Raw genomic sequence first — 25,515 nt, forward strand, 5'->3', positions numbered from 1 at the left:
TCAGGCGGATTATATGGCACAGGATGCAAATCACCTCGTTTGGCTGGACATGGAAATGAGCGGCCTGGAACCTGAGCGCGATCGCATCATCGAGCTGGCGATGATCGTCACCGACAGTCAGCTGACGACGATCGCCGAATCACCGGCGTGGGTGGTCCATCAGGATGACGCCTGCCTGGACGCCATGGACGAGTGGAACCAGAAAACGCACGCGCGCTCGGGCCTCATCGCTCGCGTCAAGGCGTCTGCGCTCGACGAGGGGGCCGTTGCAGCGGCCGCGCTGGCCTTCATGCAGGAGTACGTTGGCCAGTCGGTCAGCCCGATGTGCGGCAATTCCGTCGGTCAGGACCGGCGCTTCATGGTCAGGTACATGCCGCAGCTCGAGGCCTGGTTCCACTACCGGAATCTCGATGTCAGCACCCTCAAGGAACTGTGTCGGCGCTGGAAACCCGAGCTGGCGAAAGGCTTTGTCAAGAAGGCCGATCACACCGCGCTGGCGGATATCCGCGAGTCTGTCGAAGAGCTGAAATACTACCGCGAGCATTTCATCAGGCTTTGAGAAGGCCGCTGCGGCAGCTTACTGCTGATTGCCGCCTGGTTGGCGGTTGGCGGTCTTCTTCGCTTGACGCCGGTAGAGCTGCAGCTTTTCGTTATCGCGACGATCACCGGGCCGTCCACCCTCCCACACTTTTTGCCAGTTGCCAGCGCCTGGCGCAGCATGCGTGGTCAGCAACAGATCACATTTCTTTCCGGCGGGGCTGGACAGCGCCAGCGTGCGTATGCCGTCAAAATAGTCGAGCGAGGCGAGCAGGGAGTCGGAAAGGTTCAGTCCGGCGATGCACCCGCGCTTCTCGGGTAGTGCTTTGGCCAGCGCCGCGGACACCGGACGGTAGGTTTTTCCGTAATCGATCCAGGGCATCCAGAGGGTCGCAATCAGCAGCCAGAACAGGGTCAGGCCGGCCATCCAGTGCATGATGCCGCGCATCGGCGAGCGTGGGCTGGTGACGATCAGCCAGGACCAGATCAGTGTCCCGAGCACAGCGAAGCTGACGCCCAGCAAGTTGAACTGACCGACGAAGCCCGGTTCGAGCCGAATGGCCTGCCGTGCCAGCCTCTCCGGCCAGCCGAACACCAGTGCCGACCAGCCAATCCAGGCCAGAATGGCAAAGAAGCTGAAGGTGATCATGTTGAACCAGTCGAAGGCGTTCGCCGCACCTCGGCGCAGCGATGAAACGCCCGGGACGGCGAGCAGAACCAGCGGCGGCAGCAGCAGCAAGGCCGTCGTGCTACGTGCGCCAAGGTAGGTGATGATGGCCAGCAGGGTCACCAAGAAAGCGAAAATCGGCAAGGCCAAAGGAAGCGTGCGCAATTGCCGACGCTTGGCCCACAGTGTCCAGCCGGCGAGGGGCAGCGCCGGCCATGCGTACCAGGGGAGCAAACCGGAAAGGCGCGTCAGATTGAGCAGTGGCTGACTGCCGCCCGCGAACACGGCCAGCTCGCCCTGCCAGAAAGCGGCCAGGAAATCGGGTGCGTCACTTTGCAAGGCAACTAGCCAGGCGCCAGCAAGCAGAGCCGCCAGGAGCAGCGAGCCAAGCAGCATCACGATCGCACGCTGGCGGTTTTCGGCGCGCCAGGCGGCAAAGGCGGCCACGGGTAACAACGGCAGCATTGCTGCCAGCCCGTTGGCGAGGAAACCGAGGCCGAGAGCGGCGCCGACGCAACACGCGCCACGCAGCGCCCGGCCGTTGAGCTGGGCAAGGCCCCAGTAGGCGGCGGTGTGCGCGGTCAGTGTTGCCAGCATCGGTTGCGCTTCGTGGGCGTGGAACAGGAAACCGATACTGCCCGCCAGCAGCAGCGGGGCTGCCGGCGCTTGCTCGCGGCCGTGCAGTTCACGTGCCGCGAGATAGATGAAGGTCAGGGCGAGGAGCGTAAACGCGCCGCTGGCCAGTCGCGTCCCTTCATGTAGCGGCAAAAGCCAGGCAAACAGGTAGCTAGTCGCTCCCGCCACCCAATAGTGCAGGGGCGCGTCGGGGTAGGGAGCGCCCGCCAGGCTCAGGCTCAGCCAGTGGCCGTTGCGGACCAGATCGTGGACCACGCCGATGGTCACCGCATCGTCGTTTTTCCATGGGTCGTGGCCGAGCAGCCCGGTAAAAATATAAAGGACGAGCAGGATCGCCAGAGTCCAGCCACTCGGCGGTAGCGTGATCCCCTTGAATCGTTTCTGCTCCGGCTGAGCTGACATCGCTGAACTGGTGCTCATCCTCGTCTTCTGCTAACGGTCATGACATGCCGCAACACCCCAGCGCATGAAAGTCATGACCGTCCCCCTCTTCTCCGGGCCCTTCTCCCGCAAGGGGATGCGGGAGTTTCGTGAGTCGCATGCGCGACTTTCACATTAATCCACATGAAAAAAGGCAGCCTTCCGGCTGCCTTTTCTGCCGACTCCAGTCGAGTCTTTGGCGTGGCTTAAGCCGACTTGCGCATCGCGCCGTATTTCTGGTTGAATTTCTCGACCCGACCAGCGGTGTCGATGATCTTCTGTTTGCCGGTGTAGAAAGGATGACAGGCCGCGCAGACCTCGACATGCAAGTCTTTCTTCATTGTCGACTTGGTGGCGAAGGTGTTGCCGCAGGAGCAGGTCACCGCGAGTTCGTTGTATGCTGGATGAATGTTGGCTTTCATCGGGTGCTTCTCCTGTGTGTTCGTGCGGTCTGGCCATCGCCGGGAGAGGCGATCGGCACGAGAGCATTTTTTTGAAAGAACGCGATTATCGGTGATTTCTTGATCATCTGCAATCGGCTGATGATCGCCGCAGCCCTGACGCATGACCCAGCCGAATCAGGCTCATTTGCCGGTAACGCCCGCTTTTGCGGTCGAGGCGGTCAAATTGCGGTTGGCTAGCGGCAAAGGACGGGTGGTGGAGTCAGCCAGGAGGATGCCGAAAGAATTTTTTGGACGGCGGTACGATCGCCAGGCGAGCCTTTCCGAACGCGGCGTACGCCGCGCTCGAGAGGATGTTTCGGGTACGCCTGTGTGAGGTCACTCAAGTTGAAGCAGGAATGGAGCGGCGAGGAGCGCGCGGATTCGTGCTGGGTCGAGCCAGGGGGCGGCGCAGGAGCTTCGAATGAAGGCGATGGCACCGCGCACGCCGAGTTGCTGATAGAGATCGCGTAGCTGTCGGGTGAAGCGTGCCAGGGTATTGAACACATGCGCCAGGCGCATGAGGAGGTGATAGCCTTTCATGGCATTCCAGTCGAGGGCAAAGGCATGCTCGTAGTGGTAGCCCTGATGTTTTTCGACGAGGAAGCCCGCTTCGATGCCCCAGCGGTGGCGGGCCCCGAGGTTGCAGCGCTCATGGACATTGTCTTGGCTGAGCGGTTGGCTGGAGAGCCAGGCGTGGCGCGATGTTTCGGTGACGGTCCTGGCCTGTTCATCGATCTTCTCCCAGCTTTCCTCACAGACCACCAGATTCAGCTTGAGACGCTGACGCCCGTTGGCAGCGAAGGCGTAGTCGATGTCGTTGACCCAGCTGAAGTGTTGTCGGCGTCTTCCCCAACCGCGCTGCACAACTTGTGGCTTCAGGGCGTGGAGCGCGCGGAACTCCTGCCAGACCGTGGACAAATCCTTGTCCTTGAGCACGATCATGAACTGCCAGTGGGCGCGCAAGCAGCGCCGCATCACCGGCCCGTTGGCGTAGAGGCCGTCGAGCAGGAGCAGGATCGGCAGGCGGGGGAACAGCGTCTTGAGCCGGTCGCTCAAGCGCACAAAGCCGCGCAGCTCGCAGTCCTGCTTTTGCGCTTCGGGTTCGCCCAGCGCGTGTTCGAGGAACTCGCTGAGCAGTGGGATGACCAGGCCGTTGTGGAAGGCAAAGCTGGCCTCGAGGACGTAGACGAAGTACTGGGTGTGACGGGTTTCGTCCTTGCCGACGGTACGTTGCAGGAGTTCCTCCGTCCAGAGGGTGTCGCCAGCGAGCTTCTGTGAGCCGTCGATGGCGATCGGATAGCAGTGGTCGATCAGATAGCGGCGAAAGTTCTTGCCGCGAATCAGCCGCCTCACCAGATCGACGTGGGCCTGTTCGAGCTGTTCAAGGTCAATGTCGCGCAACAGCCGAAACAGGGTGTCGGCGTGTGGCAGGGTATCGATCTCCGGGAACAGCAGGTGGAGGTTGGCCATGAACTGGGGACGGGATATTTCGCGGTTGGTCTCGCGCCGGGAGGAGAACTGAAAGACGAACATCAGCAAGCCGTAGAGCAGAAGCACGGTCAGCTTGTGCCGGCGCTTTTTGGGATCTCTCGGGTCGGGAATTTGTTCCAGTTGAGCGAGCAAGGCGGGCAGCTCTTTGCGCAGGAGGCGCATCTGTTTGCTCACGGCGTCCTCGCGGTGTTCCTCGTCGACGGTCGCGAAGGCCGAGCTTCTGTTGGGCAATGGAGCGGCTGAGTGGGGGACTTGTCCCGTTGCGCGCAGCTTCGCGTTCAGTACCTTCTCCTGCCGTTTCTTCTCTGAGCGCAGCTTCTTGATGGCCACGCGTGTCGGGCGACGGCAAGGTTTGCTCATGACCGCGGGCTCCCCGGCGCGGCACACAACGAGGCGCAAGCATCCGAGGTCAGCGCTTTGACCCACACCTGGCGGGGCGTGCTGTGATAGGACTGGCCAGGGCGGGCCAGCCCGCGCCCGCTGCTTGCCCCAAGCAACTGCCAACCGGCGGCACGGTAGCAGGTGCCGGCATAGTGACGCGGATCGACGAAGGTCTCCAGCAGCAGGGGCTCGAAGCCCCAGTGTTCGAGCCAGTCCGCGCGTGTGCGGCGCGCGAGTTGCCCGAGCACATGACTGGCCAGATGCGGCACCCGGACGTGCGGAAAGATCAGGAAGCGGCTGTTGTTCACCACCCGCGCCAGGTTCTCGCGGCGGGCCTGGGCCGTCCAGCCGATCCACTGATCGCGCACGGCCACCGCGCGGGCAGCACCGGACAGCAGGACGCAGCCCAGCCGCCGGTCGCCCGCCGTGATAAAGTAGCGCAGCCGGTAGCCGAAGGCCCCCTGGAAACCCAGCGGGTGCCAACGCGCCACCAGCGCATCCCACTGCGCCACCCGGGTCGCGTCGCGAACCACTTCCAGGGACACCGGCGCGAGCGCCGACAGGGCGCAGTGCACCGCCGGCTCGGCAACGGGGGCGACGGATGCCGAGGGCGGCGCGCAACGGCGCGGCGGCGAGGGCCTCAACGCAGGCAGTACCAGCAATCCGGCCGCCTGCAAACGCTCCAGGAAGTCCAGGCAGGCGCTGATCTTCGCCGTCCCCGTCAGGGTGGTCCAGCCCAGGTGCTCGCAGACCGTCGCCGCCAACTCCTTGCGTGCCAATCCCGGCAGCCACGCGACCGTCGCGCAGAGCTCGGCAATCTCCGTCGCGCTGAACACGCGACCACAGTGCACCCATTCCCCCGCACTCGTTGCAAGCATCGCAAAACCTCCGACTGAAGCGCAGATTGATTACGCTCCACCTATCCTGCCAGAAGTCCGCCCGGCTGTCTAGCCCTCTTGTGCGAAGGTTTTTTTTGCCTGCCCACCGCAACGCCTTGCCACTACTGGGCCGGCGTCGTCATGCTTCAGCGCTGTGATCGCCGTGTCGATCAGCGGCGCATCGAGTCGAAGAACTCGGCGTTGTTCTTGGTCGCCTTGATCTTGTCGAGCAGAAACTCCATCGCGTCGAGATCGTCCATGTTGTAGAGCAACTTGCGCAGGACCCACATCTTCTGCAGCACATCCGGCTTGAGCAGCAGTTCCTCACGGCGGGTGCCCGAGCGGTTGACGTTGATTGCCGGATAGACGCGCTTTTCGGCCATGCGGCGATCGAGGTGGATTTCCATGTTGCCGGTTCCCTTGAACTCCTCGTAGATTACGTCGTCCATGCGGCTGCCGGTGTCGATCAAGGCGGTGGCGATGATCGTCAGCGACCCCCCCTCTTCGATGTTGCGTGCGGCACCGAAGAAGCGTTTCGGCTTTTGCAGGGCGTTGGCATCGACGCCGCCAGTCAGCACCTTGCCGGATGCCGGCTGCACGGTGTTGTAGGCGCGCGCCAGGCGCGTGATCGAGTCGAGCAGAATGACCACGTCGCGCTTGTGCTCGATCAGGCGTTTGGCCTTTTCGATCACCATCTCGGCGACCTGCACGTGACGTGTGGCGGGTTCGTCGAAAGTCGAGGCGACCACTTCGCCACGCACCGAACGTGTCATTTCGGTGACTTCCTCGGGGCGTTCGTCAATCAGCAGGACAATGACCGTGACGTCCGGGTGGTTGGTGGTAATGGCGTGTGCGATATGCTGCATCATGACCGTCTTGCCGCTCTTCGGGCTGGCTACGAGAAGGCCGCGCTGGCCTTTGCCGATGGGCGCGATGATGTCGATGATGCGACTGGTAATATTCTCTTCGCCACGGATTTCACGTTCGAGTTTCAGGTGCTCGGCGGGGTGCAGCGGTGTGAGGTTTTCGAAGAGGATCTTGTTCTTCGACGCTTCGGGCACTTCACCATTGATCTTGTCGACCTTGACCAGGGCGAAATAGCGTTCGCCGTCTTTTGGCGTGCGAATCTCGCCCTCGATGGTGTCGCCGGTATGCAGGTTGAAGCGCCTGATCTGGCTGGGGCTGACGTAGATGTCGTCGGTGCTGGCCAGATACGAAGTGTCCGGCGAGCGCAGAAAGCCGAAACCGTCGGAGAGCGTTTCCAGCGTGCCATCGCCGAAGATGGTCTCGCCTTTTCGCGCCTGATTCTTGAGCAAGGCGAAGATCAGTTCATGCTTGCGCAGGCGGTTCGCGCCTTCAACATTGTTGGTGACCGCCATTTCAAGTAGCTGGCTGACGTGGAGTGCTTTGAGTTCGGATAGATGCATGCGCTGGAGACGAAGAAGGGGGACACCGGGAAGGGGAAAACCAGAAGCGCCACGCGTTGTCGCGAATGAAGCGCGTACTGAACGCAGTGCGGCGAAGGCGGGAGGGGGCTACGACGATCGGGAGAGGACGTTTGGAGGATCCGCTGACGGTTCCGCTGAAGGTTCAGCGCTGAATTGACTCAGCGCGGATTCTTGATTTGTTATGGGCCAGAGCTTGCACCCATCGAACCTTCGGACGCAGGGTAACGGCTTCAGAGATTGTTGTCAATGAAAGTGGTCAGTTGCAGCTTCGACAGGGCGCCGACCTTGGTGGCCGCCGGTTGGCCATTCTTGAAAATCATCAGCGTCGGAATGCCGCGAATTCCATAGCTGGCAGGCGTCTTCTGGTTGTCATCGATGTTCAACTTGACAACCTTCAGACGGCCAGCGTAATCGTTGGCAATGTCGTCGAGGAGGGGGGCAATCATCTTGCAGGGACCGCACCACTCGGCCCAGTAGTCAATCAGAACCGGCTGCTCTGACTGAAGGACATCGGCGCCGAAGCTGGCGTCCGTAACATGGTGGATGTGTTCGCTCATTAAGAAGCCTCTTGCAGGGGACTGTTGACTTGGATGGGGTGCGTAACCGAAGCGGGCCGCATGCTTGGTGGAAGCCACGAGCGGAGGGTCAGCTAGCCCGCTCATGCTAGCGAAAAAATCCCGGGAAGGGAAGCAAAGGACGCCGCCAGGCTGTCTCGCACTCGGCAAATGGGCTATAGTAGCGGGCATCTCAATTTCCAGATCAGAGACAATGACCTACGTCGTTACTGAGAACTGTATCAAGTGCAAATTCACGGACTGTGTCGATGTCTGTCCCGTTGACTGCTTTCATGAAGGTCCAAATTGCCTGGTCATTGATCCGGATGAGTGCATTGATTGCACCCTGTGCGTCCCGGAGTGTCCGGCGGAGGCCATCTTCGCCGAGGACGATGTGCCCGACTCGCAGCGCGCCTTCATCGCGCTCAATGCCGAGTTGGCCAAGAGCTGGCCGGTCATTGCCGAGCGCAAGGAACCTCCGGTCGATGCCGACGAGTGGAACAACCAACCGGACAAGCTGAAGCTCCTCGAACGCTGAGTTCGCAGCGGGGCAACGCTTGCCGTTGACAAAGCCTGTTGTGCCCGTGGCCCGTGCGCTGGATCTTGCTTGCTTGCTTCCTGCGTGCGCGGCGCCCTGTCGTCCGACGGCTGTATCGACTCGAAATTCCAAATTCCGATGCCGGTGCTGCTTGAAGTGCAGTTCATCAGGCTGCAAAAATCCCTTAGAATTAAAACCGTAGCGAACAGATGTGCGCTAGTGGTTGCGCTGGTGAGCAGCCGGGAGGTGGCGAGCCAGGCGATGCCAGCGGTACACCCTATCAACAGCGTGACAGAGGAGGAGAGCAGATGGAAAAGATCTGGCTCAAGAGCTATCAGCAGGGCGTGCCGGCCGAAATAGAACTGAATGAATTTCAGTCGCTGGGTGAGCTTTTCGAAAAAAGCGTCGCGCAGTATCGTGATCGGGTTGCCTATATCAACATGGGTGTCGAGCTCAAGTACGGGGAACTCGACAAGTTGTCGCGTGATTTCGCCGCCTATCTGCAATCGGTCCTAAAGCTGCCACAGGGCGCGCGCGTGGCGCTGATGATGCCCAATGTCCTGCAGTATCCCATTTGTATTTTCGGGGCCTTGCGAGCGGGCTATGTGGTGGTGAACGTGAACCCGCTGTACACCCCGCGCGAACTCGAGCATCAACTCAAGGATTCGGGTGCTGAGGCCATCGTCATTCTCGAGAACTTTGCCGCGACTCTGGAGCAGGTGGTGGCGCGGACGCCGGTCAAGCATGTCGTGGTAGCTCGGCTTGGCGACATGCTCGGCTTCCCAAAAGCTGCGATTGTCAATTTCGTCGTCAAGTACGTCAAGAAAATGGTTCCGGCCTGGAATCTGCCGCAGGCGGTGAATTTCCGGGCCGCGCTGGCCGAGGGTGCAGCCGCCGAACTGCAATCGGTGAGCGTCGTTCAGGGCGATCTCGCTTTTCTCCAATACACCGGTGGCACAACCGGTGTTTCGAAAGGGGCGATGCTCACCCATCGCAACATCCTGGCGAATCTGGCGCAGGCGCACGCCTGGATCAAGCCGGCACTTGGCAAGGAGCAGCATCTGGTCGTGACGGCCTTGCCGCTCTACCACATCTTCGCCTTGACCGCGAATTGCTTCACCTTTTTCAAGGTCGGTGCCAGCAACTTGCTGATCACCAATCCGCGCGATATTCCGGCCTTTGTCGCCGAGCTGGCCAAGCATCCCTTTACGGTACTCACTGGCGTCAACACCCTGTTCAACGCGATGCTCAACAGTGATGCTTTCCGGGCGCTCGATTTCAGCAAGCTCAAGGTAACGCTTGGCGGCGGCATGGCGGTACAGAAAGCGGTCGCCGAGAAGTGGAAAGTCGTGACCGGCAAGCCATTGATCGAGGCTTATGGCCTGACTGAAACGTCGCCAGCGGCGACCATCAATCCGCTCGATATCCCCGAGTACAATGGCTCGATCGGTTTGCCCATATCGTCCACGGAAGTGGTGATTCGTAACGATGCGGGCGCCGACGTCCCGCTCGGTGAGCGTGGTGAGCTTTGCGTGCGTGGACCGCAGGTGATGAAGGGTTACTACAATCGCTCCGAGGAAACCGCGAAGGTCATCATGGCCGATGGTTTTCTTCTCACCGGCGACATTGCGGTGATGGACGAAAAGGGCTTCGTGCGCATCGTCGACCGCAAGAAGGACATGATCCTCGTCTCAGGATTCAATGTTTACCCCAACGAGGTCGAGGACGTTGTTGCTCTCCATCCTGGCGTGCTGGAAGTGGCGGCAGTCGGCGTGCCGCATGAGAAGTCGGGTGAGGCCGTCAAGATCTTCGTAGTCAAGAAGGATCCAGCGCTTACTCCCGAGTTACTGATCGCCCATTGTCGAGAACATCTGACCGGCTATAAAGTGCCGGGCCAGATCGAGTTCCGCAGCGAGTTGCCGAAGACCAATGTCGGGAAGATCCTGCGCCGCGAACTGCGCGACGAGGCTTTGAAAAAGGCCTGATTGTCCGGGGCCGGGCGCTGGGGTGCGCTGCGCTCGCTTTAATTGTTGCTGCTGACGTATTTCTTGAGAACGCCGGTAGTGATGGGGTGGCCGTTTCGCGATGCGTAGAAGAGCGGCGTTTTCTCGTCCAGGTCCGTGCTCTTCGGATCGGCACCCTGTGCGATCAGGTACTGTGAGAGCTTTGGCTGGCCGGTTGCTGCCGACAGGTGAAGCGGCGTCTGTCCGGCGTCGGTTTTTGCGGTCACATCGGCGTTGCGCTCGATCAGCGTTTCCACCTCGCGCCTGCCCCCTGAAATCACCGCTGCGTGCAGGGGTGTCATGCCGATACGGTCCTTGGCTTCGATGTTTGCACCGCGCGAAATCAGCAGCGCGGTCGTTCGCGGATGGCCATAGAAGGCGGCCATATGCAGTGGCGTTCTGCCGAGTGCGTCAGTCGCGTCGATTTCTGCGCCAGCGTCGAGTAACGCCCTGATTTCCGTCAGGTTTCCGGCAATGGCCGCCTTGACCAGTGGCGGGGTTTCGGCCGGAATCGTTTCCACCACCTCGGGCGTGACCGCTTGCGCATTGTCCGCCGACTTCTCGCCGCATCCGGTCAGGGCGAGCGCCAAGACGGCAACGGCCAGCAGCGCGGCGTAAATTGCGGCTGTTTTCATCTGCGAAGATCTCCTGCCAGGATGAAACTGCTGTTGCTCACTTGCTCCAGCTTCCAGTTTGATGGCCTTGCGCCTGTCTGTCGACTCCGTGACCGCCGCGGCGGGCAGGGCGTAGCCCTATCGTTCATCGTTCGGCGAACTCTCTCGTTCCTCGTTGCTCGCTGATCGCTTGCGGCCTTGCCGGGCTTCCCGGATGTCTGCAATGTCGAGTTCGTGCTTGGCGCCCAGCGTCGCGCATATTACCATCGCTGTCGATGACTACCTTTCCGTGTCTCTCCGCTGGCGCCGATCACACGCTTCGCCGCCTGGTGCACGTCGCCGCCAGGCTGATGTTTGTCTTTGCCTTGCTTGCCGGGCAGCCGCCAGCGGTGGCGCAGCCGGCGGCTGGCAAGCCCGAGTCGCGGCAAGCAGTTTCCGTGCAGCTCGGCTGGAAGTATCAGTTCGAGTTCGCGGCCTTCATTGCCGCCCTGGAGAAAGCTTATTACCACGAAGCCGGGCTCGATGTCTCGCTCAGAGAATGGTCGCCTGGCGTCGATGTGGCCCAGGAGGTCGCCGAAGGGCGGGCCGACTTCGGGACGCTCGATTCGACACTGCTCGTCGAACGTGTCAACGGACGGCCGGTAATTGCCGTCGCCGCCTTGCTCCAGCATTCACCGGTCGGCCTGCTGGCCAGCCGGCAGGCCGGAATCGCCTCGGCGGGCGATCTTGCCGGCAAGCGTGTCGGTACCAGTCACGCCACCGAGAACGAGATCCTGGCTTTCCTCGCGGCGAGCGCGCTGCCGTCGGGGAAGTTCGAGCACCTGCCGGATATCGGTGATGCGCGCCGGGCGCTGCTGGCAGGGCAGGCAGAAGCGGTCGGCGTCTTCATCGGCGACGCGGCTGCAGGGGAGTTGCTTGCCGGCGGTGATTACCTGTTGCTCCTGCCGCGTAGCGCGGCGATCGACTTCTACGGCATGCTGCTGTTCACCTCGGAGAGTTTTCTGCAAGCGCATCCCGAGACGGTGCGTGCGTTTCGCGCGGCAACCCTCAAGGGCCTGGAGTATGCGTTCGATCACCCCGAGGAACTGGTCGATAGGGTCTTCGCCAAATACAACACGCAGAACAAGAGCCGCGAGCAGCTGCTCTTCGAAGCGCGGCAGATTCGGGACCTGGCGCGACCAGCGGGCGTCGCCTCGGGAGCAATGACTATTGCGCGCTGGCAGCATGTCGTCGATGTCTACACCGCGCAGGGCAAGCTCAAGCCTGGCACTGACCTGTTGGGCTTTGTGTACGATCCGGACGCTGGCGGTCTCGGTCCCTTCGTGCCCTGGATGCTGGGCGGTGCCGCACTGGGGCTGCTGCTCGTCGCCTTGGGGGCGCGCAAGTTCCTGGCGTCCAAAGCTTGATCGCCTGTCGTCTGGAGATATGAAATGTTGATTCATGCTGACCGTTCCACTTTGCTGCTGGTTGATTTGCAGGAGCGCCTTTATCCGGCAATCCACGACGCTACAGCCGTCCTTGAAGCCAGCTCCTGGCTGACTCGACTGGCGCAGCGTCTGGGCGTCCCGGTGCTCTGCACTGAACAGTATCCGAAAGGCCTGGGACCGACCATGCCGTCTTTGCGCGCTCTGCTGCCGGACGACTGCCGCATCGAGAAGATGCATTTCTCTGCGGTCGCCGAAGGTGCCCTCTTTCGGGCGGTTGGTGGCGATCGCGCGCAATTTGTCGTTGCCGGCACCGAAGCGCATGTCTGCGTCCAGCAGACGGTGCTCGATCTGATCGCCGCCGGCCGCCATGTTTTCGTCGTCGAGGAGGCGGTCGGGTCGCGGCGAAGGACCGACAAGGCGCTGGCGCTGGAACGTATGCGTGCGCACGGTGCCGACATCGTGTCGCGTGAAATGGTCGCCTTCGAATGGTTGCGGCAGGCCGGGACTGAAATTTTTCGCGAAGTCAGCCGCGAGTTTATTCGCTGATTCGTGCCGGCGAGGGCCGTTTTCAAGGCCCGAAATTATGCTCAGCCCGGTTCTCGGCCGTCCTCGATGAGGTTTGAGGAGGGCGTGTTTTCCGCTACAATCTGGCTTTCCCGCTGTAGCCCACTCCATGATCAAATACGTATTCGTCACCGGCGGCGTGGTTTCGTCGCTCGGCAAAGGCATCGCGGCCGCATCCCTGGGAGCGATTCTCGAGTCTCGCGGGATCAAGGTGACCAACCTCAAGCTCGACCCCTATATCAATGTCGATCCGGGGACGATGAGCCCGTTTCAGCACGGCGAGGTCTTCGTCACCGAGGACGGTGCCGAAACCGATCTTGACCTCGGTCACTACGAACGCTTCACCGATGCGCGCATGGAGCGGCGCAACAACTTCACCACCGGCCAGATCTACGAATCGGTGATCAAGAAAGAGCGGCGCGGCGAGTATCTCGGCAAGACGGTGCAGGTGATTCCGCACATCACCGACGAAATCAAGGCACACATCCGGCGCGGCGCCGAAGGTGCTGAATTGGCGATCATCGAGGTCGGTGGCACGGTCGGCGACATCGAGTCATTGCCTTTCCTCGAAGCGATTCGCCAGATGGGTCTGCAGGAAGGGCGCAACAACGCCTGCTACATGCACCTGACGCTGGTTCCCTACATTCCGACGGCGGGTGAGCTGAAAACCAAGCCGACGCAGCACTCGGTCAAGGAGTTGCGCGAAATCGGCATCCAGCCCGACATCCTGCTGTGCCGTACCGATCGGCCGATTCCCGAAGACGACAAGCGGAAAATGGCCTTGTTCTGCAACGTCCAGCGCGAGGCGGTGATCGAGGCGCGCGATGCCGACTCGATTTACAAGATTCCGGCGATGCTGCACGATCAGATGCTCGACGAGATCGTCTGCCACAAGCTCGGGATTCTCGCCAAAGCGGCTGATCTCAGCGTCTGGAAGACCATTGTGCACGCCCTCGAGCACCCGCAGCGGGAGCTCAATATCGCTTTCGTCGGCAAGTACGTCGATCTCACCGAATCCTACAAGTCGCTGACCGAAGCCATGGTCCATGCCGGAATCGCCACGCACAGCAAGGTCAAGATCAGCTACATCGATTCCGAGGAAATCGAGCGTCAGGGCTGCGCTGCCTTGCAGGATATGGACGCGATCCTGGTTCCTGGCGGTTTCGGGCGCCGCGGGACCGAAGGCAAGATTGCCGCCATTCGCCACGCCCGCGAAGGCGGCATTCCGTTTCTCGGCATCTGCCTCGGCATGCAGCTCGCCGTCGTCGAGTTTGCACGCCACGTTGCCGGCATGAACGGCGCGCACAGCAGCGAGTTCGACCCGAATACTGCCTACCCGGTGGTGGCTTTGATCACCGAGTGGCAGGACGCCTCGGGTCGGCTCGAAAAACGCGACGAGAATTCCGACCTGGGTGGCACCATGCGTCTTGGCGGCCAGCTATGCAAGCTCGGCGACGGCACGCTCGCACGCCTGATTTACGGCCAGGCGGAGATCATCGAACGCCATCGCCATCGCTACGAGGTCAACAACACCTTGCTCGGCAAGCTCGAAGAGAGTGGCCTGGTGGTCTCGGGTCGAGCACCGATAACCGAGCTGTGTGAAATTGTCGAGTTGCCGACCGATGGCCCGCACGCCCATCCATGGTTCCTCGGCTGCCAGTTTCACCCGGAATTTACTTCGTCGCCGCGCAAAGGGCACGCCTTGTTCACTTCATTCGTGCGCGCTGCCGCGGCTTATCAGGCCAAGTCATGAAGCTTTGCGGCTTTGAGGCGGGCGTCGACCAGCCCCTGTTTCTGATTGCCGGCCCATGCACCGCCGAGTCGCTGGCCTTGTGCATCGATATCGCCGGGCAGCTGAAAGAAATCTGTTCGCGTCTCGGGCTAGCGTACATTTTCAAAGCCTCCTACGACAAGGCCAACCGCAGCTCGGGTCGGACGGCGCGAGGCCCGGGCGTCGACGCCGGTCTGCAGATACTCTCGGAAGTGCGCCGCCAGATTGGCGTTCCGGTGCTGACCGATGTGCATCGGGAGGAAGATGTCGCCGCTGTGGTCGGCGTTGTTGATGTGCTGCAGACGCCCGCTTTCCTTTGCCGGCAGACCGATTTCATCCAGAGCGTCGCCGCCGCCGGCAAGCCTGTGAACATCAAGAAAGGGCAGTTTCTCGCGCCTGCCGACATGCGCAATGTGGTCGCCAAAGCCCGCGATGCTGCGCTTGGCGCCGATACCATCATGGTTTGCGAGCGCGGCGCATCTTTCGGCTACAACAATCTGGTCTCGGATATGCGCAGTCTGGCCATCATGCGCGAGACCGCTTGCCCGGTCGTCTTCGATGCCACCCATTCGGTGCAGTTGCCCGGTGGTCAGGGGAGCGTCTCTGGCGGTCAGCGCGAGTTCGTTCCGGTGCTGGCGCGGGCGGCTGTGGCGGTGGGGGTTGCCGGGCTGTTCATGGAAACGCATCCCTGTCCAGAAAAGGCATTCTCCGACGGGCCGAACAGCTGGCCGCTGGCGCGCATGGAGAGCCTGCTGACGACGCTGGTGGCGCTCGACCGTCTGGTCAAGGCGGCCGGCTTTGAGGAGTTGCGCTAATGGCCGCCTATCTGTTGGCCGAAGTGAAGATCAGCGACCCGCTGGCCTACGCGACGTACCAGAGCCTGGCGCAAGCGGCGATTGCGCTATACGGCGGTCGTTATCGTGCACGCGGCGGGCGTCTGGAGGTTTTTGAAGGCGACTGGTCGGAGCCTGAGCGGCTGGTGATCGTCGAGTTCGATTCCCTCGAACAGGCCAGGAAGTTCTATCATTCTCCCGAGTACCAGGCCGCGCGCGCCGTACGCAAGAATGCGGCAGAAATGAATATCCTGGTCGTCGAGGGATTACCAATCTAGTATTTTTGCAAACAAGGGAAAGATCATGAGCTCTGTCGTTGATGTTGTCGCCCGCGAGGTTCTCGACTCGCGCGGCAACCCTACTGTCGAATGTGATGTCCTTCTCGAATCCGGCGTCATGGGCCGCGCAGCGGTGCCTTCGGGCGCTTCGACCGGGTCGCGTGAAGCCATCGAATTGCGTGACGGCGATGCCGCGCGCTATCTGGGCAAAGGCGTGCTACAAGCCGTCGAAAACGTGAATACCGAGATTTCCGAGGCCATCATCGGCCTTGACGCCCAGGAACAGGCGTTCATCGATCAGACGCTGATTCATCTCGATGGCACCGACAACAAGGCGCGTCTCGGCGCCAACGCCATGCTCGCGGTGTCGATGGCCGTCGCCAAAGCCGCGGCCGAGGAATCGGGCTTGCCGCTCTACCGCTACTTTGGCGGTTCCGGGCCGATGCAGATGCCGGTGCCGATGATGAACATCATCAATGGTGGCGAACACGCCAACAACAGCCTCGATTTCCAGGAATTCATGATTTTGCCGGTCAGCCAGACTTCGTTTCGCGAAGCGCTGCGCTGCGGTGCCGAGGTTTTTCACGCCTTGAAGAAATTGCTGCACAAGAAAGGCTTCTCGACCGCTGTCGGCGACGAAGGTGGCTTTGCTCCCAATCTTGGCAGCCACGCGGAAGCGCTGGAACTGATTGTTACGGCGATCGAGAATGCCGGTTATGCTCCCGGCGCAGACGTCCTGATCGGTCTCGACTGCGCGGCGTCCGAGTTTTACAGGGAGGGGCGCTATCATCTGAAAGGTGAGAACCTGCAGTTGAGCGCGCACGAACTGACCGATTATCTGGCCAATCTCGCCGACCGTTTTCCGATTGTTTCGATCGAGGACGGGATGGCCGAAAACGACTGGGACGGCTGGAAAGTGCTCACCGGTCGGCTTGGCAAGAACGTACAGATCGTTGGCGACGATGTCTTCGTCACCAATACGCGGATTTTCAAGGAAGGCATCAAGCAGGGAATCGGCAACTCGATCCTGATCAAGATCAATCAGATCGGCACCCTCTCGGAGACCTTCGCGGCCATCGAAATGGCCAAGCGTGCTGGCTATACGGCAGTCATTTCACATCGTTCGGGCGAGACCGAGGACAGCACCATTGCCGACATCGCCGTCGGCATGAACGCGCTGCAGATCAAGACCGGTTCGCTGTCACGCTCCGACCGCATCGCCAAATACAACCAGCTGCTGCGTATCGAGGAGGATCTTGGCGACACGGCGGGTTACCCGGGCCGCGACGCTTTCTACAATCTGTCCTGACCTGTCGGCGCATAGAAGTCCCGCACCGTGCGTTGGCTCGCTATCGGCTTGGTGGTCGTCATTGCCTTGCTGCAGGCGCCCCTGTGGATCGGCAAGGGTGGCTGGCTGCGGGTATGGGATGTCGGCCGGCAGTTGCAGCAACAGAAGGAAATCAATCAGAGCCTCGAGATGCGCAACGCCGGCCTCGACGCCGAAGCGCGCGACCTGAAGCAGGGTTACGACGCGATCGAAGAGCGTGCCCGCTTCGAACTAGGGATGGTCAAGCAGGACGAAGTTTTCGTGCAGATTCCTGATCGTCCTCGGGCCCCGCCAGCCGTCACGCCGAAGGCTGGCAAGCTTGCCGTCGCCGCGACTGCTGTTCCGCGAAAACCAGTCAAGCACCCCGTTCCGACTATTCGGTGAGCACGATCTGGCCTGAAATTGTCGCCCGGATCTGTGTCTCGCCGGCCTCGATCGGCATCGCTGCGGCATCGGCCGAGGCCATGGCTGCCGCACGCATCATCGGCGGGCCGGCTGGCCGACCGCTGCTGTTGATCGACAGCAGCTTGATCCGGTAGCTCGCGCCCAGGGCGTCGGCGACTGTTTTGGCGCGTACTTTGAAGGCGGCGATGGCGTCGATGATGGCCTTGCTTTCGGCCTCTTCCCTGGCTTCCGGGCTCGGCAGCATGATCAGGTTGGCGACGCCCAGCGAGGTCTGGAGTTTGCCGAGAAGTTCGGACAGTGCAGCGCTGTCGCGCGACTCCAGAGTCAGCTCCGAGCGCATCCGCCAGCCTTCGATCTTGTTGTCTTTGGCATAAATCGGATAGCTGTGGGTGGCGCCGCTTTGCGTCTTGACGTTGGCGTAGGTCTTGGCGGTCTTCAGGGCGTCGCTGATCTGGCTATTGACCCGATTCGCCAGTTCGCTCGGCGTCGTGCCGCTGACCTCGGCAAAGACCGAGGCGCGCGCCAGATCATTGGCTGCCGGTCGTGCGGCCTCGGCGGAAAGCTCGATGGTGGTCAGCGTGGCCTCGTCACTCGCTGCTGCTGCCGGCGTGGCGAAGAGCAGGAGCAGTAGTAGGGGGGCGGCGTGCAGCAAAGGTGGATAGGAAGTCATGTGGCGCTCTCCGGGTTTGCTGCGCATGAAGATGGCGGGTATCCTTCAGCTCCGCGCGCCGCTGGAATCGCTGGGATAAGGGAAGATGTCTGAGGCGTGCCTGGCGGGTATTGAGTCAGCGAGCATCTTCGTCGGGAGTTTATTGTAGCCTGATCCGGGCACTGCTTTCTTGTGGTCAGTTTCCGGAAGCTTGGTTAGAATCAGCGTCTCGCGTTTGCTCGCGTTTGCTCGCGTACGGGCGGCAAGGGTCTATGAGGGGTCACCATGCTGAAAGCAGGACAGGCAGCGCCGATGTTCGTCCTTCCCGATGCGGACATGGAGCTTATCGATATTGCCCAGTTTCAGGGCAAGAGTAATGTCATTCTCTTTTTCTATCCGAGAGATGACACGCCGTGCTGCACCTTGCAGGCGACCGATTTCTCGGATCATGAGGATCAGTTCGCGCGCCACGATTGCACGATCATCGGTATTAGCCGTGATGACTGCATCAGGCACGCCGAATTCAGAGACAAACACGGAATTTCGGTCTCTCTCCTTTCCGATTGCGAAGGGGTCGCGTGCAAGCGCTACGGTGTCTGGCAGGCGAAAGAAGTGAATGGTGCCAGGAAGTACGGTATCGTCCGCTCGACTTTCGTCATCGACAAACAAGGCGTTCTTCGTCTCGTGCTTTACGGGGTGACCGCCAAAGGCCACGCGCTGGAAATGTTGCGCGTGGTGAAGGAACTCAATTCATGAACATGCAAGTTGCAAAGAATACCGTGGTCACCCTTGATTACAGCGTCGTCGATTTCGAGGGCGAGCTGGTCGATGCGGGTAAGGAGCCGCTGGTCTATCTGCACGGGGGCTACGACGACATTTTTCCCCTGATCGAAGAAGCGGTGCAGGACAAGAAGGTTGGCGAGTCGGTGGTCGTCAAGATGCAGCCGGACGAGGCCTTCGGTGAGTACGACGCGGCGCTCGTTCAGGTCGAGCCGCGCGCGCAGTTTCCAGAGGAGTTGCAGGTTGGCATGCAGTTTGAAGGAGTCCCCGAGGGCGCCGAAGACGAGGACGACGACGAGGATGTGCTGATCTATCGGGTGACTGAAATGGCCGACGACAAGGTCGTTCTCGACGGCAACCACCCCTTGGCGGGAATGGCGCTGGTGTTTACCTGTACGGTGACCAATATTCGCCCGGCCACTGCCGAAGAAATCAGCCATGGTCACACCCACGACGGCGACTTCGACGACGACGACGACTGAGTTGCGCTGGCGGTCGAGTGTCGCCAGCAGTTTCCGCTAGCCGCTCGTCAGCGGCGTCGTGCGGCTGCTACTCGAAGCCTGGCGCAGCGTAGCTGCGCCGCATCTTTGCGTGCCTGCTTTTAGTGCTTTTAGTGCTTTTAGTGCTTTTAGTGCTTTTAGTGCTTTTAGTGCTTTTAGTGCTTTTAGTGCTTTTAGTGCTTTTAGTGCAGCAGCTTGCCGGCCTGATTGAGAATGGTGATATCGACGTAGCGCGAGCCGGTATGGCGGTTGGCGGAGAAGCTGATGAACACTTCGCCTGCGTCATAGCTTTTCATGGTTTCGAGGGCTTCGCGAACTTTCTGGCGGCTGGGGTTTGGGCCGGCACGGCGCAGGGCTTCAACGAGCACCTTGGCGCCCAGATAGCCTTCGACGAGGGTGTGATTGACGGTCACGTCCTGCGGTTTGAACTTCGCGAAGTTGTTCTGGATCTCCTTGATCAAGGGGAACGTCGGGCTGTCCGGATCCGGGACCACCTGGGTGAGGACCAGTCCGGCGGCCTTGTCGGCGCCGATTCGCTTGACGACCTGTGCGGCGTCGGTGACCGAGAGCGCGACGTACTGCGCGAAGTTGCCGTATTCGCGTGACTGTTTCAGGAACTCGGAACTGGCCGCGGTGTTGGCGATCATGATCACCGCTTGCGGTTTGGCGGCGGCAATCGTTTTCACCGCCGCGCCGACTTCGGTAGTGTTTTTCGCGTACGAGCCGGTGGCCACCAGCGAGCCGCCCGCTTCCTTGATTGCCCGCTCGGCGCTGCCCAGCACGTCGCGTCCGAAGGCGTCGTCCTGGTAGAGGATGGCAAAGCTGCTGTAGCCGGTGGTGGCGTACTGACCGACGATCTTGTTCACTTCTGCCGCATAGGTGGCGCGGGTCATGAACAGCAGCGGGTCGTTGCGCTGAACGATCGATGCCGCGCCGGTGCGCACGGCGATTAGCGGAATGCCCGCTTCGCTGAGCAAACCGTTTTCGAGAATGGCTTCGACGTTGCCGGTACCGACGAAGCCGAAGAACGCCACTGGCCGCTCTTCCTTCAGCATTTCGCGCGCCAGGCGAATGGTCTCCGCGGTTTTGTAGCCGTCGTCTTTGGAGACCAGGCGGATCTGGGCGCCGTGAATTCCTCCGCTAGCGTTTACGGCGTCGAAGTACAGCTGGGCGCCGGCACGCATGAATGTCCCGGTCGGCGCCAGCGGGCCGCTGAACGGGGCTACCTGGCCGACGACGATTTCAGCGGCATTGGCGCTGAACGACGCCAGTCCAATGAGGACCGCTGCCCATACTCTGCCCAGAAAAGAGATCAGCTTCATCATCCGCTCCGCTTGAATGTCTGCGCAAGTCTAGGGCCTGGCGGCATGCCTGTCGATGCACTTGTGGGCGCTTTTGCCGAGTTCTGCCGCACGCTGCCCGGTGGCAGGTTCAGTGAGCGCGGTGCGCATGCACCTCGAAGCGGAAAAGTTGCGGGTTCTCGCTATCGATGATGACCTTGACCCAGCCGAGCAGCGGGTAGCCAAAAGTCTCCAGGCGAGTGAAGTTGGCGATTGGCTGCTTGTCGGCATCCCCGGAATTGTTGCTTGTGCCGCTCGTGTCGCGCAGTGGCTTGTCGATCCGCTGCCAGTGCGTGTCGCCGTGAATGAGCAGCACCTGGCCGGGAAAGGCGAGGGTCTCGCGACGCAGGGTTTCGAGCAACTGGCGGTAGCCGCTATGCGTCAGGCCGGCGACCGCGTGCTTGAAGCCGGGGTTGGCCTGCATGACGATTACCAGGCCGGCGGCCTTCTCGTGCCTGGCGGCGGCAAAGCCCTGTTCCAGCCATTCGATGACCGCCGGGTTGCGAGCGAGATACTCCGGGCTGGGGGTTTTCCGATGGCCGAAATTGTTGTTCGACCCCGGCACGTTGAGCGATACGAAGAGCACCGGCCCGAGGCGCCAGCGCAGCTGCTCCGGATAGTCGCCAGGCTGTTGTTTGACCGCCAGCGTCTGCTGGCCGAGCGAGCGCGGCGTGGCGAAGAACAGCTCGCGCAGTTTCTGCAAGCGCTCCAGGGGATTGAAGTCACCGGCAGTCACCAGGTGGCAGTCGGTCCATTCGTTGTCGCCGGGGACGTAGATCAGCGGCACTCGCGAAGCGTCGAAAAGTGTCCGGCGGTCGCTGAAAAGCGCATCGCTGCAGGGCATCCGGCGGGCCTTGAAGTCGCCGGCGTGAACAATGAACTGCGGGTGTTCGGCGGCGATGTCGTCGAGCAATACGGGTAGCTGACGTTCTTCGTAGCTGTTGTAGGGGACGTCGCCGATGACCGCGAAGCGCCAGGTCTCGGCATGCAAGCCGCTTGCCAGCAGCAGGCCGAGAGTGCCCAGCAGAACCCCGATCGTGGCCGTAATCGTTTTCATTGGAGCAGCGCTTTCAGTTCGTAGAGTGCGTCGAGCGCTTCGCGTGGAGTCAATTGATCGGGATCGACGCTGCGTAGCCGTTCGAGCGCCGGGTCGATGGCCGGCTCGCTGGCGTCGGCGGCGTTGGCCAGTGCGCTCGCGAAGAGGTCAGGTTGCAGCGGGTTGATCGATGCGCGTTGCTCGAACTCGCGCAACTGCCGCCGCGCCGCTCGCAGCACCGAAGACGGAATGCCGGCCAGCGCCGCGACCTGGATGCCGTAGCTCTGGCTGGCCGGGCCTTCCTCGACCGCGTGCAGGAAGACGATGCGTTCGCCATGTTCGACGGCGCCGAGATGGACATTCGCCAGGTCGCCGTATTCGTTGGCGAGCAGCGTCAGCTCGAAGTAGTGCGTGGCGAACAGCGTCAGGCAGCGGTTCTTCTCGAGCAGGTGGCGGCAGATCGCAAAAGCCAGCGCCATGCCATCGAAAGTCGAAGTGCCACGCCCGACTTCGTCCATCAGCACCAGGCTGCGCTCGGTCGCGTGATGCAGAATCGCCGCCGACTCGGTCATTTCGACCATGAACGTCGAGCGGCCGGCGGCCAGGTCGTCGGCCGCACCGATGCGCGTGAAGATCTGGTCGAGCGGCCCGAGAACGGCGCTGCTGGCGGGCACATAGCTGCCAACGTGGGCGAGCAGGGCGATCAGCGCCGTCTGCCGCATATAGGTCGACTTGCCGCCCATGTTCGGGCCCGTGATCAGCAACAGCCGGCGCCCGTCGCCGAGACGCGTGTCATTGGCGATGAAGCTGGCGCCACCGGGGAGCTGGTCTTCGACGACCGGGTGGCGGCCGCCCTCGATGGACAAGCCCGGCTCGGACGAAAACAGCGGCCGGCAGTAGTTGTGCCGCTGCGCGCTGTCGGCGAAAGCGGCCAGCAGATCAAGGTAAGCGACCGCCTGGGCGATCTGCTGCAGCCGCGGCAGCTCGCATTGCAGTTCGGCCAGAACGTCGTCGTAGAGCAGCTTTTCGCGCGCCAGCGAACGGTCCTTGGCCGACAGCGCCTTGTCCTCGAAAGCCTTCAGCTCGGGTGTCAGATAGCGTTCGGCGTTCTTCAGCGTCTGCCGGCGCCGGTAATCGTCGGGCACCTTGGTGGCCTGCGCGTTGCTCACTTCGATGAAGAAGCCATGCACGCGGTTGTACTCGACCTTGAGGTTGGCGATACCCGTACGCTCGCGTTCGCGCGCTTCGAGTGCGAGCAGGAAAGTGCCGCAGTTGTCGTTGAGCGCGCGCAGCTCGTCAAGCTCGGCGTCGAAGCCGCTGGCGATGACGCCGCCGTCGCGGAGCAGGCTCGCCGGTTCGGGCAGGATCGCTCGCTGCAGCAGTTCGAGCGCGGCCAGCGGCGTCGCCAGCTGTGCATGCAGCTCGGCGAGCAGCGGCGCCGCGCTGTCGCGCAGCGGAGCGCGCAGGGTTTCAAGTTGCTGAAGGCTGTCGCGCAGACTCGACAGGTCGCGCGGCCGTGCGCTGTACAGCGCGATCCGCCCGGCGATACGTTCGATGTCGGCAAAGCCGCGCAAACTCTGGCGCAGCGCACGCAGCGTGGACTCCTCGTCGTCGAGCAGCATGGCGATTGCCGCGTGTCGGGCGGTCGGGATCGCCGGATCACGCAAGGGGTGGTGCAGCGCATGCCGCAGCAGCCGCGCGCCCATGGCGCTGCTGCAGTTGTCGAGCAGGCTGCACAGCGTCGGCGCTGGCTGGCCGCGCAGGGTTTCGGTCAGTTCGAGGTTGCGCCGGGTGGCGGTGTCCAGGCCCAGATAAGTCGCCTCACGTTCGACGATCAGGGCCTGCAGGTGCGGCAGGGCGCGCGCCTGCGTCGCCTGCGCGTAGCGCAGCAGCGCGCCGGCAGCGGCAATCGCCGGCCGCAGGCCGTCGGTGCCGAAGCCGGCCAGCGACCTGGTGCCGAAATGGGTGCACAGCTCGCGGCCCGCCGCCTCGACGTCGAAGTGCCAGTCGGGCCGCCGGGTGAGCGCCACGTCGGCCGTGAAGTCTGTTGTCAGGCTCTCGGGGACGACGATCTCGGCCGGGCGAATGCGCTCCAGGGTGGCCGCCAGTTTCGGCGGCGCGACTTCGCAAACGCGGAACTCGCCACTCGCCAGATTGATCCACGCCAGCCCGGCGAGCTGCCGCGTCATCGACACCGCGAGCAGCAGCGTGTCACATTTCTCGTCGAGTAGGGCCGCGTCGGTCAGCGTTCCCGGGGTGACGATGCGCGCCACCGCACGTTCGACCGGGCCCTTGCTCGTCGCCGGGTCGCCGATCTGCTCGCAGATCACCACCGATTCGCCCAGTCGGACCAGCTTCGCCAAATACTGCTCGACCGCGTGATAAGGCACTCCCGCCATGCGGATCGGCTGCCCGGCCGACTGCCCGCGCGTCGTCAGCGTGATGTCCAGCAAGCGCGCCGCCTTTTCCGCGTCGTCGAAGAACAACTCGTAGAAGTCGCCCATGCGGTAGAACATCAGCAAGCCGGGATGCTGCGCCTTGATGCGCAGGTACTGCTGCATCATCGGGGTGTGCGCGGACAGGTCTTGTTTGTTCATCGAAATCGGCTATCGTCTGGTGTTGTTTCGGGCAACTTGCGCGAGCTGCAAAGTGTACCGTAAAGAGCGCCTTCGCTCGCCGGCTGTTCCAGCGAGCCAGCAAAACCGACGCTGCGTGGTGGCCGCGTCGCCGCGATGCGGGCGGCCCGAGCTCTGAGCGTGCTGTCATTGGCGAGCCGGCAGGAAAGCTCTATTTTCGGGTCCCAGGTGCCGGCAATCGACGGCTGCAGCATTTGCCGAGGCGCAAGCGTGTGGGCAGTGGTGGTGGCCAGCACCCGATAGAAGAATGCCGGACCACGATACGAAAATGCGAGAACAGGCAAAAGCTGTGCGCCTTCCGGTCGATGTTGCGCGGCAGCTCAGTAGCCGTCCGAACCTCCGTCCGTTGCGCCTGCTTTCCAATTCACGATCATTCAATAAGGGGATCTCTTGCATGCCACCCAGTTGCTCATCTACGAAACTGCCGTTCCGGTCTCCAATGCCCGGCACGGCACGTGCTCGGTCGAAGCTTGCTGGAGCCGATGCAGGCACGGTTCACGCTGCCCAGCGGCGAGAAGCTCGCGCTGAGCGGCTTCCTGGCGGTTGACCGCAAGCGTCTCAAGGCCTTGCCGGCGGAAAAGTTGCACGCCTTGGCGGTCAGCGATGAACTGGAGCTGATCTACCTGCACTTGTAGGCCCTGCGCAACTTCAACGCCGTCAAGGACCGCCTGAGGGTCGGCGGCGCCACCAGTGCTGGCGATCAGTCGCCCGGCAGCGAGCCGACCAGCCAGGCAGCCGACCAAGGCGGCACGTCAGGCAAAGCCGAGAAAGCCGAGAAAGCCGAGCAAGCCGAGAAAGCCAGGAAAGCAGACAAGGACGACGCAGCGGCGGGGAAGAACAATGCTTCTGCTGATGCCGGTGCCAAGCTCAACTGAGCTGCCGGGTCCAGAAGTCAGTGCAGTGGCAGAAGGCCTGGGCGAAGCTGCCTGGCGGGCGATTCTGGCGTTGATTGACGGCGTGAGAGAGGCCCTCTTTAATCGGCCTGGGTGGTGTGGCGCCCTTCGGCCAGGCGAAAATACGACCCCGATTTCCTCACTTGCGCTCAGGCGGCCACCGCCTGGGGGTATGGACCAGCGCGAGGACCCACAAGGTCTCGCCTGCGATCTCGTACCCGAGGCGATAGCTGTCGTGAGGGATCGGCTCGCGGGTGCCGGAAATTCTGTCCGGCCGGCCCAGATGAGGATATTCGGCCAGCCTGGCGGCCGCGTCGCTGAACAACTGGTCCATTTGCACGGCCGCTCGCGCGTTTTCCTTCGCGATGTAGTTCCACACGTCGGCGCGGTCCTGTTACGCCTATGTCATCCAGCTGACTTTTACTTCTGGCTGGTCACGCTGGCTCGCCGTGCAGCAAGCTCGGCC

At 62.0% G+C, this 25,515-nt stretch carries 24 protein-coding genes and 1 pseudogene; 13 read left to right on the forward strand and 12 right to left on the reverse strand.

Translation table 11 applies throughout. The annotated features are described in order from the left end of the window. Positions 1–13 precede the first annotated feature (13 nt). Positions 14–559 carry an oligoribonuclease gene (gene orn / locus V5B40_RS10350; RefSeq protein WP_332354417.1) on the forward strand — a complete coding sequence of 182 codons (546 nt, stop codon included), beginning with the start codon at positions 14–16 and terminating at the stop codon, positions 557–559. An 18-nt stretch (positions 560–577) separates the two neighbouring features. Here the strand turns inward: orn and V5B40_RS10355 are convergent, their stop codons facing one another. From V5B40_RS10355 to trxA, 6 genes are all read right to left on the reverse strand, one after another. Next, entirely contained in the window at positions 578–2,260 is a 1,683-nt protein-coding gene (locus V5B40_RS10355; protein WP_332354418.1) for an ArnT family glycosyltransferase, read from the reverse strand. 206 nt (positions 2,261–2,466) lie between these two features. After that, positions 2,467–2,682 (reverse strand): 50S ribosomal protein L31, encoded by a 216-nt coding sequence (rpmE, locus tag V5B40_RS10360; RefSeq protein ID WP_332354419.1) that lies wholly within the window; start codon positions 2,680–2,682, stop codon positions 2,467–2,469. A 357-nt stretch (positions 2,683–3,039) separates the two neighbouring features. Beyond that, positions 3,040–4,554 (reverse strand): transposase family protein, encoded by a 1,515-nt coding sequence (locus V5B40_RS10365; protein WP_332354420.1) that lies wholly within the window; start codon positions 4,552–4,554, stop codon positions 3,040–3,042. Beyond that, positions 4,551–5,453, reverse strand: coding sequence for a DUF4338 domain-containing protein (locus V5B40_RS10370; RefSeq protein WP_332352692.1), 903 nt, complete (start codon positions 5,451–5,453; stop codon positions 4,551–4,553). Before V5B40_RS10370 ends, V5B40_RS10365 begins: the two co-directional genes overlap by 4 nt. A 170-nt stretch (positions 5,454–5,623) precedes the next feature. Beyond that, entirely contained in the window at positions 5,624–6,880 is a 1,257-nt protein-coding gene (rho, locus tag V5B40_RS10375) for a transcription termination factor Rho (protein ID WP_169068152.1), read from the reverse strand. Between the two features lie 251 nt (positions 6,881–7,131). After that, entirely contained in the window at positions 7,132–7,458 is a 327-nt protein-coding gene (gene trxA, locus V5B40_RS10380; RefSeq protein WP_332354421.1) for a thioredoxin TrxA, read from the reverse strand. A 211-nt stretch (positions 7,459–7,669) separates the two neighbouring features. On the opposite strand from trxA, the gene fdxA reads away from it, so the two are divergent. Both fdxA and fadD read left to right on the forward strand, forming a co-directional pair. Beyond that, complete coding sequence (gene fdxA / locus V5B40_RS10385) at positions 7,670–7,993, forward strand: ferredoxin FdxA (protein ID WP_169068150.1); 324 nt, start codon at positions 7,670–7,672, stop codon at positions 7,991–7,993. Between the two features lie 308 nt (positions 7,994–8,301). Continuing rightward, complete coding sequence (gene fadD / locus V5B40_RS10390) at positions 8,302–9,978, forward strand: long-chain-fatty-acid--CoA ligase FadD (protein ID WP_332354422.1); 1,677 nt, start codon at positions 8,302–8,304, stop codon at positions 9,976–9,978. 38 nt (positions 9,979–10,016) lie between these two features. Here the strand turns inward: fadD and V5B40_RS10395 are convergent, their stop codons facing one another. Further along, positions 10,017–10,631: an ankyrin repeat domain-containing protein gene (locus V5B40_RS10395; RefSeq protein ID WP_332354423.1), complete on the reverse strand. Its 615-nt coding sequence runs from the start codon at positions 10,629–10,631 to the stop codon at positions 10,017–10,019. 254 nt (positions 10,632–10,885) lie between these two features. On the opposite strand from V5B40_RS10395, the gene V5B40_RS10400 reads away from it, so the two are divergent. The 7 genes from V5B40_RS10400 to ftsB all read left to right on the forward strand — a co-directional run bounded on the left by V5B40_RS10400 (position 10,886) and on the right by ftsB (position 17,194). Beyond that, positions 10,886–12,016 carry an ABC transporter substrate-binding protein gene (locus tag V5B40_RS10400; protein WP_332354424.1) on the forward strand — a complete coding sequence of 377 codons (1,131 nt, stop codon included), beginning with the start codon at positions 10,886–10,888 and terminating at the stop codon, positions 12,014–12,016. Between the two features lie 24 nt (positions 12,017–12,040). Further along, positions 12,041–12,583, forward strand: coding sequence for a hydrolase (locus V5B40_RS10405; protein WP_332354425.1), 543 nt, complete (start codon positions 12,041–12,043; stop codon positions 12,581–12,583). Positions 12,584–12,710: 127 nt separating this feature from the next. Then, positions 12,711–14,354: a CTP synthase gene (locus V5B40_RS10410; RefSeq protein WP_332354426.1), complete on the forward strand. Its 1,644-nt coding sequence runs from the start codon at positions 12,711–12,713 to the stop codon at positions 14,352–14,354. Beyond that, a complete protein-coding gene (kdsA, locus tag V5B40_RS10415; protein WP_332354427.1) occupies positions 14,351–15,187 on the forward strand; it encodes a 3-deoxy-8-phosphooctulonate synthase in 837 nt (278 codons plus the stop codon). The genes V5B40_RS10410 and kdsA overlap by 4 nt, the downstream gene beginning before the upstream one ends. Beyond that, positions 15,187–15,483: a DUF1330 domain-containing protein gene (locus V5B40_RS10420; protein ID WP_332354428.1), complete on the forward strand. Its 297-nt coding sequence runs from the start codon at positions 15,187–15,189 to the stop codon at positions 15,481–15,483. The genes kdsA and V5B40_RS10420 overlap by 1 nt, the downstream gene beginning before the upstream one ends. Positions 15,484–15,508: 25 nt before the next feature. Next, positions 15,509–16,792 (forward strand): phosphopyruvate hydratase, encoded by a 1,284-nt coding sequence (eno, locus tag V5B40_RS10425; protein WP_332354429.1) that lies wholly within the window; start codon positions 15,509–15,511, stop codon positions 16,790–16,792. Between the two features lie 27 nt (positions 16,793–16,819). Then, a complete protein-coding gene (ftsB, locus tag V5B40_RS10430) occupies positions 16,820–17,194 on the forward strand; it encodes a cell division protein FtsB (protein WP_332354430.1) in 375 nt (124 codons plus the stop codon). Here the strand turns inward: ftsB and V5B40_RS10435 are convergent. After that, complete coding sequence (locus V5B40_RS10435) at positions 17,184–17,885, reverse strand: SIMPL domain-containing protein (protein ID WP_332354431.1); 702 nt, start codon at positions 17,883–17,885, stop codon at positions 17,184–17,186. The two genes, ftsB and V5B40_RS10435, sit on opposite strands and share 11 nt — an antisense overlap. Positions 17,886–18,149: 264 nt before the next feature. On the opposite strand from V5B40_RS10435, the gene V5B40_RS10440 reads away from it, so the two are divergent. Together V5B40_RS10440 and V5B40_RS10445 are read left to right on the forward strand one after the other, a co-directional pair. Next, positions 18,150–18,620, forward strand: coding sequence for a peroxiredoxin (locus tag V5B40_RS10440; RefSeq protein ID WP_332354432.1), 471 nt, complete (start codon positions 18,150–18,152; stop codon positions 18,618–18,620). A gap of 2 nt (positions 18,621–18,622) precedes the next feature. Continuing rightward, positions 18,623–19,126, forward strand: a complete 504-nt coding sequence (locus tag V5B40_RS10445; protein ID WP_332354554.1) for an FKBP-type peptidyl-prolyl cis-trans isomerase — start codon at positions 18,623–18,625, stop codon at positions 19,124–19,126. 200 nt (positions 19,127–19,326) lie between these two features. Here the strand turns inward: V5B40_RS10445 and V5B40_RS10450 are convergent, their stop codons facing one another. From V5B40_RS10450 to mutS, 3 genes are all read right to left on the reverse strand, one after another. Further along, a complete protein-coding gene (locus V5B40_RS10450) occupies positions 19,327–20,466 on the reverse strand; it encodes an ABC transporter substrate-binding protein (protein WP_332354433.1) in 1,140 nt (379 codons plus the stop codon). 109 nt (positions 20,467–20,575) lie between these two features. Then, the gene (locus V5B40_RS10455; RefSeq protein WP_332354434.1) at positions 20,576–21,541 is read right to left on the reverse strand and encodes a metallophosphoesterase; all 966 of its coding nucleotides are present in this window, start codon (positions 21,539–21,541) and stop codon (positions 20,576–20,578) included. Continuing rightward, complete coding sequence (gene mutS, locus V5B40_RS10460) at positions 21,538–24,117, reverse strand: DNA mismatch repair protein MutS (RefSeq protein ID WP_332354435.1); 2,580 nt, start codon at positions 24,115–24,117, stop codon at positions 21,538–21,540. Before mutS ends, V5B40_RS10455 begins: the two co-directional genes overlap by 4 nt. A gap of 344 nt (positions 24,118–24,461) precedes the next feature. On the opposite strand from mutS, the gene V5B40_RS10465 reads away from it, so the two are divergent. Then, positions 24,462–24,791 (forward strand): SapC family protein, encoded by a 330-nt coding sequence (locus V5B40_RS10465; protein WP_332354555.1) that lies wholly within the window; start codon positions 24,462–24,464, stop codon positions 24,789–24,791. A 397-nt stretch (positions 24,792–25,188) separates the two neighbouring features. On the opposite strand, the pseudogene V5B40_RS10470 reads toward V5B40_RS10465, so the two are convergent. Next, positions 25,189–25,443: pseudogene (locus tag V5B40_RS10470) on the reverse strand (type II toxin-antitoxin system RelE/ParE family toxin); the annotation flags it as partial. Positions 25,444–25,515 lie beyond the last annotated feature (72 nt).

Source organism: Candidatus Accumulibacter meliphilus, assembly GCF_036625345.1.
GTDB lineage: Bacteria > Pseudomonadota > Gammaproteobacteria > Burkholderiales > Rhodocyclaceae > Accumulibacter > Accumulibacter meliphilus.